This window comes from Kosakonia sp. AG348 (assembly GCF_003337365.1).
In the GTDB taxonomy this organism is placed as follows: Bacteria; Pseudomonadota; Gammaproteobacteria; order Enterobacterales; family Enterobacteriaceae; genus Kosakonia.
This window is the reverse complement of record NZ_QPJR01000004.1, coordinates 540,594-555,075: the sequence shown is the minus strand read 5'-3', so window position 1 is coordinate 555,075 and position 14,482 is coordinate 540,594. Positions and strand designations below refer to the sequence as shown.

General features: G+C 56.1%; 14 protein-coding genes. 9 read left to right on the top strand and 5 right to left on the bottom strand.

The window, feature by feature from the left end:
* Nucleotides 1–945, top strand: coding sequence for a D-alanyl-D-alanine endopeptidase (pbpG, locus tag DFO56_RS12895; protein WP_045510793.1), 945 nt, complete (start codon nt 1–3; stop codon nt 943–945).
* Here pbpG and DFO56_RS12890 read toward each other — a convergent pair whose 3' ends face one another.
* Both DFO56_RS12890 and dld read right to left on the bottom strand, forming a co-directional pair.
* Nucleotides 946–1,500: a GNAT family N-acetyltransferase gene (locus DFO56_RS12890; protein WP_020454368.1), complete on the bottom strand. Its 555-nt coding sequence runs from the start codon at nt 1,498–1,500 to the stop codon at nt 946–948.
* Nucleotides 1,501–1,601: 101 nt separating this feature from the next.
* A complete protein-coding gene (gene dld, locus DFO56_RS12885) occupies nt 1,602–3,338 on the bottom strand; it encodes a D-lactate dehydrogenase (protein WP_020454367.1) in 1,737 nt (578 codons plus the stop codon).
* Nucleotides 3,339–3,646: 308 nt separating this feature from the next.
* Between dld and bglX the strand changes: the two genes are divergently transcribed.
* The 5 genes from bglX to DFO56_RS12860 all read left to right on the top strand — a co-directional run bounded on the left by bglX (nt 3,647) and on the right by DFO56_RS12860 (nt 9,835).
* The gene (bglX, locus tag DFO56_RS12880; RefSeq protein WP_044489420.1) at nt 3,647–5,944 is read left to right on the top strand and encodes a beta-glucosidase BglX; all 2,298 of its coding nucleotides are present in this window, start codon (nt 3,647–3,649) and stop codon (nt 5,942–5,944) included.
* A 149-nt stretch (nt 5,945–6,093) separates the two neighbouring features.
* Nucleotides 6,094–7,011 (top strand): ABC transporter substrate-binding protein, encoded by a 918-nt coding sequence (locus tag DFO56_RS12875; protein ID WP_045510790.1) that lies wholly within the window; start codon nt 6,094–6,096, stop codon nt 7,009–7,011.
* Nucleotides 7,012–7,019: 8 nt separating this feature from the next.
* On the top strand, nt 7,020–8,174 hold the full coding sequence (locus DFO56_RS12870) for an ABC transporter permease (protein ID WP_045510788.1): 1,155 nt from the start codon (nt 7,020–7,022) through the stop codon (nt 8,172–8,174).
* A complete protein-coding gene (locus DFO56_RS12865; protein ID WP_045510786.1) occupies nt 8,167–9,114 on the top strand; it encodes an ABC transporter ATP-binding protein in 948 nt (315 codons plus the stop codon). The genes DFO56_RS12870 and DFO56_RS12865 overlap by 8 nt, the downstream gene beginning before the upstream one ends.
* A complete protein-coding gene (locus DFO56_RS12860; RefSeq protein ID WP_045510783.1) occupies nt 9,098–9,835 on the top strand; it encodes an ABC transporter permease in 738 nt (245 codons plus the stop codon). Before DFO56_RS12865 ends, DFO56_RS12860 begins: the two co-directional genes overlap by 17 nt.
* Here DFO56_RS12860 and DFO56_RS12855 read toward each other — a convergent pair.
* Together DFO56_RS12855 and mlrA are read right to left on the bottom strand one after the other, a co-directional pair.
* A complete protein-coding gene (locus tag DFO56_RS12855) occupies nt 9,810–9,923 on the bottom strand; it encodes a protein YohO (protein WP_020454361.1) in 114 nt (37 codons plus the stop codon). The genes DFO56_RS12860 and DFO56_RS12855 overlap by 26 nt on opposite strands.
* Nucleotides 9,924–9,983: 60 nt before the next feature.
* The gene (gene mlrA, locus DFO56_RS12850) at nt 9,984–10,715 is read right to left on the bottom strand and encodes an HTH-type transcriptional regulator MlrA (RefSeq protein WP_020454360.1); all 732 of its coding nucleotides are present in this window, start codon (nt 10,713–10,715) and stop codon (nt 9,984–9,986) included.
* A 219-nt stretch (nt 10,716–10,934) separates the two neighbouring features.
* On the opposite strand from mlrA, the gene DFO56_RS12845 reads away from it, so the two are divergent.
* Genes DFO56_RS12845 through DFO56_RS12835 form a run of 3 tightly spaced genes read left to right on the top strand, consistent with a single transcriptional unit; the run spans nt 10,935 to nt 13,875 of the window.
* The gene (locus DFO56_RS12845; protein ID WP_020454358.1) at nt 10,935–12,623 is read left to right on the top strand and encodes a sensor histidine kinase; all 1,689 of its coding nucleotides are present in this window, start codon (nt 10,935–10,937) and stop codon (nt 12,621–12,623) included.
* Entirely contained in the window at nt 12,617–13,336 is a 720-nt protein-coding gene (gene btsR, locus DFO56_RS12840) for a two-component system response regulator BtsR (protein ID WP_017459820.1), read from the top strand. Before DFO56_RS12845 ends, btsR begins: the two co-directional genes overlap by 7 nt.
* Nucleotides 13,337–13,389: 53 nt before the next feature.
* Entirely contained in the window at nt 13,390–13,875 is a 486-nt protein-coding gene (locus DFO56_RS12835; protein WP_045510781.1) for a DUF1456 family protein, read from the top strand.
* A gap of 84 nt (nt 13,876–13,959) precedes the next feature.
* Here DFO56_RS12835 and DFO56_RS12830 read toward each other — a convergent pair whose 3' ends face one another.
* Nucleotides 13,960–14,415, bottom strand: coding sequence for a YehR family lipoprotein (locus DFO56_RS12830; RefSeq protein WP_020454356.1), 456 nt, complete (start codon nt 14,413–14,415; stop codon nt 13,960–13,962).
* Between the last annotated feature and the right edge of the window lie 67 nt (nt 14,416–14,482).

Sequence of the window (14,482 nt, the reverse complement as noted above, 5' to 3'; positions counted from 1 at the left end):
ATGCAGAAATTTCGAGTTTCCTTATTAAGCCTGGCGTTAATCCTGGCTGCGCCCGTGGCGCCGTTTGCCGTCGCGAAAACCACAGCGGCGACCACCGCCGCACAACCTGAAATCGCTTCAGGTAGCGCGATGATTGTCGATCTGCAAACCAATCAGGTTATCTACTCCAGCCACCCTGATCTGGTGCGTCCTATTGCTTCCATTACCAAGCTGATGACGGCGATGGTGGTGCTGGATGCGCACCTGCCGCTGGATGAGAAACTCAAAGTGGATATCAGCCAGACGCCGGAGATGAAAGGGATCTATTCTCGCGTGCGCCTCAATAGCGAAATCAGCCGTAAAGATATGCTGCTGCTGGCGCTGATGTCCTCGGAAAACCGCGCGGCAGCAAGCCTTGCGCACCACTATCCGGGCGGTTATAACGCTTTTATCGCGGCGATGAACGCCAAAGCGAAAGCCTTAGGCATGACGAATACGCGCTATGTGGAACCGACGGGGCTGTCGATTCACAACGTCTCCACCGCCCGCGATCTGAGCAAACTGCTGATTGCCACCAAACAGTATCCGCTGATTGGTCAGTTAAGCACCACGCGTGAAGAGATGGCCACCTTCTCTAACCCGGCGTACACGCTGCCGTTTCGCAACACTAACCACCTGGTGTACCGCGATAACTGGAACATTCAGCTAACCAAAACGGGCTTTACCAATGCGGCAGGGCACTGCCTGGTGATGCGCACCGTCATTAACAACAAACCGGTGGCGCTGGTGGTGATGGATGCGTTTGGCAAATTTACCCATTTTGCCGATGCCAGCCGTTTACGCACCTGGATTGAAACCGGCAAAGTGCAGCCGGTTCCGGCTTCTGCATTAAGCTATAAGCGCCAGAAAGCGGCGCAGATGGCGCAAAACCCGTCTGCGGGTGAGCAGACCGCGCAAAACGATTAATTACTCCGGCAGCGTCCAGTCACCGTCGTTGAGTGGACGCTGCATAATCAGCGTATCCCGCCAGTCGCCTTTCTTGTAGCCGACGCTTCGCAACTGCCCGGCAATCTCAAAACCGTGCTTTTTATGCAGTCGCAGCGAACCGGAATTGTTGTTGCCATCGCCAATCACCGCAATCAGTTGCCGCCACGGACCCGCTTCACAGCGTGCGATCAACGCGCTCATCAACGTACTGCCAATACCGCGCCCGGTCATACTGGCATCCACGTAAATCGACTCTTCAAGGGTATAGCGATACGCTTCGCGGGGACGGTAATAACCGGCATAGCAATAGCCGACCACAATGCCGTGATAGAGCGCCACCATCCACGGTAAACCCTCTCTGGCGATGTTGTTCATGCGGGTGCGCATTTCATCAATAGTAGGCGGGACTTCTTCAAAGGAGGCGCGGCCGTGCAGAACATGCCAGGCGTAAAGCGAAGCAATGGCGTGAACGTCTTCAGGGCAGGCGTCGCGCACTACCACCGCAGGACCGGATAAGATATCGACAGCTGACATGACGGGTGTGCTCCTTCAAAGCAGGCGGCCATAGAAACGTTTCTCTGGCGCTGTTCGCTACTCTATTACGAAAGGAGCACACAATACAGCCCGTCGCCGGGTTATTTCATCGCCGTTGACGATGCGTTATCCGTAGCAGCGTCTTCCTGCCAGAACTTACGCTTGCTGGTTTTACCGATGCCGGGATTCATGCTGTTTGTCGGGTCGTTTTCTTTATAAAAACGTTTTAACGGTTCGGCGGCTTCATACAGATGGCCGACGTTATGCTCGGCCGGATACTGCGCGCCACGCTGGCGTAACAGTTCCAGCATTTGCGCTTTCAGCGCATGGGCATCCACGCCTTTTTTCACAATGTAATCCTGGTGGAAAACATGGCACATAAAGTGGCCGTAATAGAGCTTATGCACCAGTTGGCTGTCGATTTCCGGCGGCAGATGCTCAAACCAGTCGTTGTCATTGCGGCGCAGCGCGATATCCAGCGCCAGAATATCTTCCACTTCATCCGCATGAACCGCCTGGTAACGGATCGCCGCTCCGGCGGCGGCAAAGCGGTGTAAAAACGCTTTGCTCCCTTCTTCCGGCGTACAGACAAAGAAATCCCCCTCGGCACTGGCAAAGTAGGTTTTCAGCCAGTTTTCTGCTTCCGCAATGCCATCACCGGACATTTTCAGCAGCAGGTGATGTTCATATTTATCGCGCCACGCTTTCATGCGCGGCGGCAGGTGAGACGGGAAAAAGCCGCTGATTTTTTGCAATGAGCGGTCAATAAAATGCGGCTTAAACACCGTCGCTTTTTCCAGTAACGCTTCGGTGCGGCCTTTCATGGTGAAGAAGAACGGCATTTTGTCAGTGCCGAGTTTATCGATCATCAGGAAGGTGTCTTTGCCGTAGCGTTCGGCGATATCGTAAATATCGCGATGCATATACTCACCGGCGACCGGCAGATGGTCGAAGTTCGCCAGAATATGACGGCGGATCTCCGCCAGCACTGCCGTTTGATTCGTACCGATGTAGAAGACCTGCTGGCGCGTTTCGGCCGGAAAGGTGTCCAGACGCACGGCGAAAACCGCTAGTTTCCCCGCACAGCCGGACGCTTCGAACAACCGCTGCGGATCGGCGTTGTAACGCGCCGGGGTGTCGGCATCGACATCGCGCACGCGGGTGACGTAATCATGATCGTGGCCGTGGCGCTGGTCGTGCAGCACGTCGCTATCGCTCACACGATCGTCATCAAGTTTACTGAGGATCTGCTCCGGCGTTTCCCCCAGCGAAATGCCTAAATGATTCACCAGCACCAGTTTACCCTGCTCATCGATACGCGCGAACAGCGACATTTCGGTGTAGGCCGGGCCGCGCTGCACCAGCGAACCGCCGGAGTTATTGCAGATCCCGCCGATAACAGATGCGCCAATGCACGAGGAGCCGATCACCGAATGCGGTTCGCGACCCAGCGGTTTAAGCGCTTTTTCCAGCGAATAGAGCGTGGTACCAGGGTAGGCCAGCACCTGTTCGCCGTTATCCAGCAGATGCAGCTTATCAAGACGCAGGGTGCTGATAATTACGATTTCCCGGTCATAATCATTGCCGTTTGGCGTTGATCCTTCCGTCAGCCCGGTGTTCGCCGCCTGCATCAGAATAATTTTATCGGCGTTAACACAGGCCTGCAGAACGCGCCACAATTCGACCAGCGAGCCGGGAAAAACCACAGCCAGCGCATTGCCCTGGCCAGAACGAAAGCCTTTACGATAGCGGGCCGTTTTGGCCGGGTCGGTAAGCAGATGAGAAGCGCCAACCAGCCGTTTGAGTTCGCTGATAAACGCGTTGTTTGGATGTGACATTATCCACTCCTTGTGGCTAATCATTGTTCAAGACATTTCATTCTTCGGGCCGCTTTTTACTGGCGTTAGCGCCCGGAAGCTTATCTCAGTAAGCGTCATAAGAATGTGAAGACCTGCCGCTTTGGCGCGTTATGCATGATGACGTGTAAAGTGCGCATTAATGTTAGCCCCGTAAAACCAAACGGGGGAGCGAATTCGCATAAAAATCAGAGTCCAACTCTGCAACACGTGCCAGGATTATGGCACACTGCGTTTCTTTCGCGGCCAGTGACCGCGGTTATGGGTGAAAAAACAAGAGAGTAAACGACATGAAATGGCTATGTTCTGTAGGTGTCGCTGTGAGCCTCGCGCTGCAACCAGCGCTGGCGGAAGAGATGTTCGGCAACCATCCGCTGACGCCAGAAGCAAGGGATGCGTTTGTCACTGAGTTGCTCAAAAAAATGACGGTCGATGAAAAAATCGGCCAGCTGCGTTTAATCAGCGTCGGGCCGGATAACCCAAAAGAAGCCATTCGCGACATGATCAAAGCAAGCCAGGTCGGCGCAATTTTTAACACCGTCACCCGGCAGGATATTCGCGCCATGCAGGATCAGGCGATGCAGCTAAGCCGCCTGAAAATCCCTCTGTTTTTTGCCTATGACGTGGTACACGGCCAGCGTACCGTCTTCCCGATTAGCCTCGGTCTTGCCTCCAGCTTTAACCTTGATGCGGTGAAAACCGTTGGTCGCGTTTCTGCCTATGAAGCCGCTGACGACGGCCTGAATATGACCTGGGCGCCGATGGTTGATGTCTCGCGCGATCCGCGCTGGGGCCGCGTTTCCGAAGGGTTTGGCGAAGATACGTACCTGACCTCTGAAATGGGGCGCACCATGGTCGAAGCGATGCAGGGCAAAAGCCCGGCCGATCGCTACGCGGTGATGACCAGCGTGAAACACTTCGCCGCTTATGGCGCGGTAGAGGGCGGTAAAGAGTACAACACCGTTGATATGAGCCCGCAGCGCCTGTTCAACGACTATATGCCGCCGTATAAAGCCGCGCTGGACGCTGGCAGCGGCGGCGTGATGGTGGCGCTGAACTCCCTCAACGGCACACCGGCTTCCTCCGATTCATGGCTGCTGAAAGATCTGCTGCGTGATGAGTGGGGCTTTAAAGGCATCACCATTTCCGATCACGGGGCGATTAAAGAGCTGATTAAACACGGTACCGCCGCCGATCCGGAAGATGCCGTGCGCGTGGCGCTGAAATCCGGCATCAACATGAGTATGAGCGACGAGTACTACAGCAAATACCTGCCGGGCCTGGTGAAATCCGGCAAAGTGACGATGGCGGAGCTGGATGATGCCACCCGCCACGTGCTGAATGTGAAATACGATATGGGGCTGTTTAACGATCCGTACAGCCACCTGGGGCCGAAAGAGAGCGACCCGAAAGATACCAATGCCGAAAGCCGTCTGCACCGCAAAGAAGCGCGGGAAGTGGCGCGTGAAAGCATGGTGCTGCTGAAAAACCGTCTGGAAACGCTGCCGCTGAAAAAATCGGGCACCGTGGCGGTGGTGGGCCCGCTGGCCGACAGCAAACGCGATTCGATGGGCAGCTGGTCTGCGGCAGGCGTTGCCGATCAGTCCGTTACCGTACTGACCGGTATTCGCAACGCGCTGGCCGGTAAAGGTGAAGTGGTGTACGCCAAAGGGGCAAACATCACCAATGACAAAGATATCGTTAATTTTCTCAATCTTTATGAACCGGCAGTGGTTGTCGATCCGCGCTCCCCGCAAGCGATGATTGATGAAGCGGTCGCCGCGGCGAAAAAATCCGACGTGGTTGTTGCGGTAGTGGGCGAAGCGCAGGGCATGGCGCATGAAGCCTCCAGCCGTACCGATATCACCATTCCGCAGAGCCAGCGTGATTTGATTGCCGCGCTGAAAGCCACCGGCAAACCGCTGGTATTGGTGCTGATGAACGGTCGCCCGCTGGCGCTGGTGAAAGAGGATCAGCAAGCCGACGCCATTCTGGAAACCTGGTTTGCCGGCACCGAAGGCGGCAACGCTATTGCCGATATTCTGTTTGGTGACTACAACCCGTCCGGTAAACTGCCGATGTCCTTCCCGCGCTCTGTCGGGCAGATCCCGGTCTATTACAGCCACCTGAACACCGGGCGTCCGTATGATGCCGATAAACCGAATAAATATACCTCTCGTTACTTCGACGAAGCGAACGGCCCGCTCTATCCGTTTGGCTATGGCCTGAGCTACACCACCTTCAAGGTTTCTGACGTGAAGATGTCTGCACCGTCGATGACGCGCACCGGCAAAGTGACCGCCAGCGTTGAAGTGACCAATACCGGCAAACGCGAAGGCGAAACGGTTATTCAGATGTATTTGCAGGATGTCACCGCGTCAATGAGTCGCCCGGTCAAACAACTGCGCGGTTTTGATAAGGTGAACCTGAAACCGGGCGAAACCCAAACCGTTAGCTTCCCGATCGATATCAATGCGCTGAAATTCTGGAACCAGAAGATGAAGTACGATGCGGAGCCAGGCAAATTCAATGTCTTTATCGGCGTTGATTCCGCACGCGTTAACCAGGGCGAGTTCGAACTGCGTTAACCTCTCACAGGCCGGGAAACCGGCCTGATTTCCCTCGCTATACCTTATTCCTTAATCGTTTAACCTTCTGACGCGACAAAGCCGCTAATTTTCGGCTACGCTCTTTTCTCAAGCTGCTGAAAAAGGCGGTAAAAAATGAGGGAAGTACAATGACAATCATGAAAAAGATTGCGTGCTCAGTAGGGTTGATGGCCGCGGTGAGCCTCCCGCTGCAGGCGGCGGAGCCGGTGAAGGTCGGTTCCAAAATTGATACCGAAGGGGCGCTGCTGGGCAATATCATTTTGCAGGTTCTGGAAAGTCATGGCGTAAAAACAGTCAATAAAGTGCAACTCGGCACCACGCCAGTGGTGCGCGGCGCGATCACCTCTGGCGAGCTGGATATTTACCCGGAGTACACCGGTAACGGCGCCTTCTTCTTTAAAGATGAGAACGATGCCGCGTGGAAAAACGCGCAGCAGGGCTACGAAAAAGTCAAAAGGCTGGATGCTGAAAAAAACAAACTGGTATGGCTAACCCCCGCCCCGGCGAACAACACCTGGACAATCGCGGTGCGTCAGGATGTGGCGCAGAAAAACAAACTTAACTCGCTGGAGGATCTGAGCCGCTACCTGAAGCAGGGCGGTGAATTTAAGCTCGCCGCGTCGGCTGAATTCATTGAACGTACCGATGCGCTGCCCGCGTTTGAAAAAGCCTATGACTTTAAATTGAAGCAGGATCAGCTGCTGTCGCTGGCCGGTGGCGATACGGCGGTCACCATCAAAGCGGCGGCGCAGCAAACCTCCGGCGTTAACGCGGCGATGGCCTACGGTACGGATGGCCCGGTGGCGGCGCTCGGTCTGCAAACCCTGAGCGACCCGAAAGGTGTGCAGCCCATCTACGCACCAACGCCGGTAGTACGCGAATCTGTACTGAAAGCCTACCCGGAACTTGATACGTGGCTGAAACCGGTGTTTGCCAGCCTGGATGAGAAAACGCTGCAAAAACTCAACGCCAGTATTGCGGTGGAAGGACTGGATGCGAAGAAAGTTGCGGCAGACTACCTGAAAGAAAAAGGCCTGGTGAAATAATTACCCCTATGGATGTTTCGATACGCTGCCATAACCGTGTGTTGTTGCTGTTGGCGGTGCTGGGCGGGCTGGCGGCGTGGCTGCCGTTTGTGAACTATGCGCCAAACCGGCTGGTTTCCGGTGAAAGCCGCGCCTTATGGCAGCTTTTTTCCGCACTGTGGCTACTTGCGCCCTGTCTCTTACTGGCAATCAGCTTTATTCCCGGTCGCGGTGCGCAGGTGGCAACGTTGCTGTTTACTGAGGCGCTGTTCTGCCTGCTGATATGGAGCGCGGGCAGGGCGGCGACCGATCTCGTGCAGACGGGCAGCCCGCTGGCGCGCACATCGCCCGGCAGCGGGTTGTGGCTGTGGCTGGCGCTAACGCTGTTGGCCTGTAGCGATGCGATTCGCCGCGTTGTGTCCAACCTCGTGTGGCGCTGGTTGCTGCATGCGCAGGTGTGGTGCCTTCCTCTCTATTTATTGCTCAGCGGCGCGCTGGATAATCTCTCGCTGCTACGCGAATACACCAATCGGCAGGATGTGTTCAACGATGCGCTGGCGCAGCATTTAACGCTGTTGTTTGGCACGTTGCTACCTGCGCTGGTGGTCGGCTTTGCCATCGGGCTGTGGTGCTATCGTCATCCCTCTCGCCAGGGACCGGTGTTCGCGGTGCTCAACGTCATTCAAACCATTCCGTCGGTGGCGCTGTTTGGCTTACTGATTGCGCCGTTAGCCGGGCTGGTAAAGCAATTCCCCGAACTTAGCCAGTTGGGGATTGCCGGCACTGGCATGACACCCGCGCTGATTGCGTTAATCCTCTATGCCTTACTGCCGCTGGTGCGCGGTGTGGTCGCCGGGTTAAACCAGGTGCCGCAGGAGGTGCTGGAAAGCGCCGAAGCGATGGGCATGAGCGCGCGCCAGCGTTTCTGGCAGGTGCGCGTGCCGCTGGCGCTTCCGCTGTTACTGCGCAGCCTGCGGGTGGTGGCGGTGCAAACGGTCGGGATGGCGGTGATTGCCGCATTGATCGGTGCGGGTGGGTTTGGTGCGCTGGTCTTTCAGGGGCTGCTGAGCAGCGCGCTGGATCTGGTGCTGCTGGGCGTCATTCCGGTTATCGCTATGGCGGTGATCGTTGATGCGTTATTTGGCTTAGGGATAGCGCTGCTGAAGGTGAAACAGCATGATTGAATTTAATAACGTCAGTAAAACCTTTGCCGGGCAGTCCGCGGTGAGCCATCTCGATTTGCACGTTAAAACGGGCGCGTTTTCGGTGCTGATTGGCACCTCGGGTTCCGGAAAATCCACCACCCTGAAGATGATTAACCGGCTGGTGGAACACGATGAAGGCACAATTACTTTTGCCGGGACGGATATCCGCTCGCTGCCAGTGCTGGAGCTGCGCCGTCGCATGGGGTATGCCATTCAGTCGATAGGTTTATTTCCTCACTGGACGGTGGCGCAGAACATAGCCACCGTGCTGCAACTGCAAAAGTGGTCACGCGCGAAGCGCGACGCGCGGGTCGATGAACTGATGGCTCTGCTGGGTCTGGAGCCTGCCCTGCGCGAGCGCTTTCCGCATCAGCTCTCCGGAGGGCAGCAGCAGCGGGTGGGCGTTGCCCGCGCGCTTGCCGCCGACCCGGAAGTGCTGTTAATGGATGAACCTTTCGGCGCGCTTGATCCCGTAACCCGCGCGGCGTTACAGCAGGAGATGGTGCGCATTCACCGCCTGCTTGGGCGCACCATTGTGCTGGTGACGCATGACATTGATGAAGCCTTGCAACTGGCCGATCACCTGGTGCTGATGGATGGCGGAAAGGTGGTCCAGCAAGGGACGCCGTTATCGATGCTGACCGCGCCGCGTAACGATTTTGTGCGCGAGTTTTTTGGCCGCAGCGAGCTTGGCGTGCGGCTGCTCTCATTGCGGCAGGTGAGCGCTTATCTGCGCAGTGAACGCGTTGCTGTCGGCGAACCGCTTCATGAAGCGATGACGCTGCGTGAAGCGCTCTCGGCGTTTGTCGCCCAGCAGTGCGAAGTATTGCCGGTGAATAATGCGCAGGGGCAGCCCTGCGGCAGCCTGCATTTTCGTGATTTGCTGCGCGTGGAGGCCGCCTGTGAAGATCCTGCGTGACCCGCTGCTGTGGCTGATGGCGCTGTTTGTTGCGCTGCTGGTCTGGTTACCGCATAGCGCGGCGCTGTTCAGTACACTTTTTCCGCAGCTCCCGCGCCCGGTCTATTTGCAGGAGAGTTTTATTTCGCTGACCGTCGCCCATTTCTCGCTGGTCGCGGTTTCCAGTGTGATTGCGATTGTGCTGGGGGTCGGCGCAGGCGTTGCGGTCACGCGTTCTGCCGGGCGGGAGTTTCGCCCGCTGGCGGAAACCATTGCCGCCGTGGGGCAAACTTTTCCCCCGGTGGCGGTGCTGGCGATTGCCGTGCCGGTAATGGGCTTTGGTAAACAACCGGCGATTATTGCGCTGGTGCTATATGGCGTATTGCCGATCTTGCAGGGCACGCTGGCGGGGATCGCCTCGGTGCCGGAAAGTGTGCAAAGCGTGGCGAAAGGCATGGGCATGAGCGCGTGGCAGCGGTTGTTGAAAGCGGAGTTGCCGCTCGCCGCACCGATGATAATCGCCGGGGTACGCACGTCGGTGATCATTAATATCGGCACCGCCACTATCGCGTCTACGGTCGGTGCAAGTACGCTGGGGACGCCAATCATCATTGGCCTGAGCGGTTTTAATACGGCTTATGTGGTGCAGGGGGCGGTGCTGGTGGCGCTGGCAGCGATTATTGTCGATCGGGGATTTGAGCGGCTGGCGCAGCGGCTCAACCGACACCGCCACGCACAATAAACGAATAACCGGCGAGCATGACGCCACCAATTCCGCCGATGGCCATCAGCAAAAAGATAGCGATAACAACAATTTTACCAGACTTCATTTTATGCTCCTTCTGAATCAGGCTGGCATTATAAAGGCAAGTTGAGTTGTTAATAAAACATTAAATGCCGAGCAACCAGACGCTGTGCCCCGCTTCGCGCCATGCCAGCATCTGCTGTTGCTGTGCTTCGCCCGGTGTTTCGCCGCACCACACCAGCAGTGTCCGGCCGGGAAACATCTCCGGGCGCAACTGGGGCAGGGCGTGCGCCAGAATATCCACCCGCCATCCCTGCTGGCTTGCCATCCAGCCCTCCAGCCACAGCCGCGTGGTGTCCTGCACATTCCAGCCAATCACCAGCGCGTCTTTACCCGGTTTTTTACGCGCAGAAGTCAGGCAGCCGGAAATGTAATTGATCAGGATCCCGTCAAGCAGGCTCAGCATCGCCAGCAGGGCGGGCTGCTGAGTTTGTAGCCGCAATCGTAAGGGGATAAGCAGATGTGTTGCCAGCGCCTGCGCCGGGTAGTCGCGCCCGTGCTCTTTGATCCACTGATGCAGGCGATGCGGGTCGCCCTGTTGCAGGTATTGCAGGGCGGTTTCCTGCTGGGCGCGCCAGCCATCTCGCGTCTCTTCCAGCGCTGAAGAGAGCAGCTTTTGCACTTTGCTGACCTGCACGCCGGTCTCTATCCAGCGTTTGATCTCCCGGATGCGGTCAATGTCCTCTTCGGTGAATAACCGGTGGCCGCCATCCGTGCGCTGGGGTTGCAATAGTCCATAACGTCGCTGCCAGGCCCGCAGCGTCACGGGGTTGATTTCGCATAACAACGCCACTTCACCGATTGTGTAAAGCGCCATGGTGTTACCCTCGCCAGCCGACTCCCTGTATAACTGTAGCCGCTGCCGCCTGGCACAGGATGCGCAGCCGCAAAATTGCGCAAAATGTGTGCGAACGGTTAATCAATGTGGCTTACTTTGTGATGCGGAGCACGATTTTGTATTTTTTTGCAGCGCTTCAAAGAAACATCTGAAAACACCCTGTATGTTACGCGCTTTGGTTGATGTGGTGTGGCGGGTATGTACGAGTTCAATCTGGTGTTGCTGCTGCTTCAGCAGATGTGCGTGTTTCTGGTTATCGCCTGGTTGATGAGCAAAACGCGGCTGTTCATTCCGCTGATGCAGGTAACCGTGCGCTTACCGCATAAGCTGCTGTGCTATGTCACCTTCTCCATTTTCTGCATTCTCGGTACCTATTTCGGCCTGCATATCGAGGATTCTATTGCCAACACGCGCGCGATTGGCGCGGTAATGGGCGGCCTGCTCGGTGGCCCGTTAGTGGGCGGTCTTGTCGGGTTAACCGGCGGTATTCACCGCTATTCGATGGGCGGCATGACCGCGCTGAGCTGCATGCTCTCTACGTTTGTTGAAGGGTTGCTCGGCGGCCTGGTACACCGCGCGCTAATCAAACGCGGGCGCACCGATCTGGTGTTTAGCCCGTTTACCGCCGGGGCGGTAACTTGCGTGGCGGAGCTGATCCAGATGCTGATTATTCTGCTTATCGCCCGTCCGTTTGATAGTGCGTTACACCTGGTGCAAAGCATCGCCGCGCCAATGATGGTCACCAACACCGTTGGTGCGGCGCTGTTTATGCGCATCCTGCTCGATAAGCGCGCGATGTTCGAAAAGTACACCTCGGCGTTTTCCGCCACTGCATTAAAAGTGGCAGCGTCGACGGAAGGGTTTCTGCGCCAGGGCTTTAACGAAGAGAACAGCATGAAGGTGGCGCTGGTGCTCTATAAAGAGCTCGATATTGGCGCGGTGGCGATAACCGACAGGGAAAAACTGCTGGCCTTCACCGGCACCGGCGACGATCACCATCTGCCGGGGCGGCCCATCTCGTCGGTCTGGACGCAGCGCGCCATTGAAACCGGGGAAGTGGTTTATGCCGACGGCAACGAAGTGCCTTACCAATGTTCGCTCCACCCGCAATGCAAGCTCGGTTCGACGCTGGTGATCCCGCTGCGCGGCGAAAACCAGCGCGTGGTGGGGACGATTAAGTTGTATGAAGCGAAAAACCGCCTGTTCAGCTCCATCAACCGCACGCTGGGCGAGGGGATTGCGCAACTGCTTTCGGCGCAGATCCTTGCCGGGCAGTATGAGCGGCAAAAGGCGCTGCTCACCCAGTCGGAAATCAAACTGCTGCACGCGCAGGTAAATCCGCATTTCCTGTTTAATGCCCTGAACACGCTAAAAGCAGTGATCCGCCGCGACAGCGATCAGGCCGGGTTGCTGGTGCAATATCTCTCAACGTTCTTTCGTAAAAACTTAAAACGTCCGTCGGAAGTGGTAACGCTGGCGGACGAAATTGAACATGTGAACGCCTACCTGCAAATTGAAAAAGCGCGTTTTCAGTCGCGCTTGCAGGTGCAATTACATGTGCCGGAAGCGCTGTCGCACCTGCAACTTCCGGCGTTTACCCTGCAACCGATCGTGGAAAATGCCATCAAACATGGCACGTCGCACCTGCTCGGCGTGGGCGAGATTATGATTAACGCCAGCCAGGACGGGCGGCATCTGGTGCTGGATATTGAAGACAATGCCGGGTTGTACCAGCCGAAAACCGACGCCAGTGGATTAGGGATGAGCCTGGTGGATAAGCGCCTGCGCGCGCGGTTTGGCGATGAGTGCGGCATTACTATTGCCTGTGAGCCGGATCTGTTTACCCGCATTACCCTACGACTCCCGCTGGAGGAACACGCATGTTAAAAGTGCTGATTGTTGATGATGAACCGCTGGCCCGGGAAAACCTGCGTATCCTGCTTCAGGAAGAGAGCGATATTGAGATTGTTGGCGAGTGCGGCAACGCCGTCGAAGCGATTGGCGCGGTGCATAAACTGCGTCCGGATGTGCTGTTTCTTGATATCCAGATGCCGCGCATTAGCGGGCTGGAGATGGTCGGGATGCTCGATCCGGGAAACCGGCCGTATGTCGTGTTCCTGACCGCGTTTGATGAGTACGCGGTGCAGGCGTTTGAAGAACACGCGTTCGATTATCTGCTTAAACCGATTGAAGCCCGCCGCCTGGAGAAAACCCTCAGCCGCTTGCGCCTTGAGCGAAACGTGCAGGATGTGTCGGTGCTGCCGGAAAACCAGGAAGCGCTGAAATTCATTCCCTGTACCGGGCATAGCCGGATCTGGTTATTGCAGATGGACGAAGTGGCGTTTGTCAGTAGCCGCATGAGCGGCGTGTATGTGACCAGCCAGGAGGGCAAAGAGGGGTTTACCGAGCTGACGCTGCGCACGCTGGAGAGCCGTACGCCGCTGGTGCGCTGCCACCGCCAGTACCTGGTCAATATGGCGCACCTGAAAGAGATCCGCCTGGAAGATAACGGCCAGGCGGAGCTACTGCTGCGCGATGGCCTGACGGTGCCGGTGAGTCGACGTTATCTGAAAAATTTAAAAGAGGCGTTGGGGTTGTAAATTCCTGTGCGATGCCTACACTGCGCGCTGGTTCATCATTTCCGGAAACAAATATGCTTAATAACGATATCCTGCGCAGCGTGCGTTACACCCTGCAAGCTGATAACACCGCGCTGGTGCGCATTCTGGCACTGGCAGACACGGCAGTGACCGTTGAACAGCTGGCGCCCTGGTTGCGCAAAGAAGACGAGGAAGGTTATAAGCCGTGCCCGGATATTGTGTTGTCCGCGTTTCTGAACGGTCTTATTTATGAAAAGCGTGGCAAAGATGAAACCGCGCCGCCGCTGGTGGCTGAACGCAAGCTGAATAACAACATTGTGCTGAAAAAGCTGCGTATCGCCTTTTCGTTAAAGACTGACGATATTCTGGCTATTCTTACTGCCCAACAGTTCCGCATCTCGATGCCGGAAATCACTGCCATGATGCGTGCGCCGGATCATAAGAATTTCCGCGAATGCGGCGATCAGGTGATGCGTTATTTCCTACGTGGTCTGGCGGTACGCGAGCAAAAACCGAAGGGTAAAACCGACGCGGAATAATCGATACTCCTTCAGGCTGCATCGCTGGTGGTTTAGCGCCAGGCGGGCATCGCCAACAACGCGCAGCTTGAAGGAGGACAGGACTTACTGCACTTCTTTAAAGCCGCGTGATTTCAGCAGCTCTTCTGATTTCTTCATGCTGATTTTGCCATTGACCGTGCCGGTAAACTCGGAACCCTGCAGGTTGTTCAGCGCAGCAAAATCGACCTCGTTGTAATCCACATCCAGCGTCTCTTGCGCGTAGGTTTCCTGATAATCCACGCTCTCTTTGATCCCTTTAATGCTCTGGTATTTTTTGCTGATCGGATCCAGCACTTTCATCGCCTCGTCTTTTGTCTTCGCGCCAATGGAAGCGTACTCGATTTTATTTTTGGCGGTCTGGCGTTCAACCTCGTCACCTTTGTAGTAATAGGTCAGCGTCACTTCCGTGCCCGCCTGCGCAAAGGTAAAGGTTTTACTCTGCTCTTTTTCCCCACAGCCGGTCAGACCAATGAGTAAAGCGACAGAAAAGAGTGCGGCGATGAATTTACTCAATTTCACGATATTCCCCTGTTTTCCATGTGAAGTAATGTTTGGTAATGCAAAATTGAGTATAGAAAAAGGCGCT

What these genes read in the sequence shown, in the direction of transcription:
- DFO56_RS12875 (WP_045510790.1), top strand. Translation starts at nt 6,094, where the DNA reads ATGACAATCATGAAAAAGATTGCGTGCTCAGTAGGGTTGATGGCCGCG.
- DFO56_RS12845 (WP_020454358.1), top strand. Translation starts at nt 10,935, where the DNA reads ATGTACGAGTTCAATCTGGTGTTGCTGCTGCTTCAGCAGATGTGCGTG.
- bglX (WP_044489420.1), top strand. Translation starts at nt 3,647, where the DNA reads ATGAAATGGCTATGTTCTGTAGGTGTCGCTGTGAGCCTCGCGCTGCAA.
- pbpG (WP_045510793.1), top strand. Translation starts at nt 1, where the DNA reads ATGCAGAAATTTCGAGTTTCCTTATTAAGCCTGGCGTTAATCCTGGCT.
- DFO56_RS12835 (WP_045510781.1), top strand. Translation starts at nt 13,390, where the DNA reads ATGCTTAATAACGATATCCTGCGCAGCGTGCGTTACACCCTGCAAGCT.
- DFO56_RS12855 (WP_020454361.1), bottom strand. Translation starts at nt 9,923, where the DNA reads ATGAAGTCTGGTAAAATTGTTGTTATCGCTATCTTTTTGCTGATGGCC.
- dld (WP_020454367.1), bottom strand. Translation starts at nt 3,338, where the DNA reads ATGTCACATCCAAACAACGCGTTTATCAGCGAACTCAAACGGCTGGTT.
- DFO56_RS12870 (WP_045510788.1), top strand. Translation starts at nt 7,020, where the DNA reads ATGGATGTTTCGATACGCTGCCATAACCGTGTGTTGTTGCTGTTGGCG.
- DFO56_RS12890 (WP_020454368.1), bottom strand. Translation starts at nt 1,500, where the DNA reads ATGTCAGCTGTCGATATCTTATCCGGTCCTGCGGTGGTAGTGCGCGAC.
- mlrA (WP_020454360.1), bottom strand. Translation starts at nt 10,715, where the DNA reads ATGGCGCTTTACACAATCGGTGAAGTGGCGTTGTTATGCGAAATCAAC.
- DFO56_RS12865 (WP_045510786.1), top strand. Translation starts at nt 8,167, where the DNA reads ATGATTGAATTTAATAACGTCAGTAAAACCTTTGCCGGGCAGTCCGCG.
- btsR (WP_017459820.1), top strand. Translation starts at nt 12,617, where the DNA reads ATGTTAAAAGTGCTGATTGTTGATGATGAACCGCTGGCCCGGGAAAAC.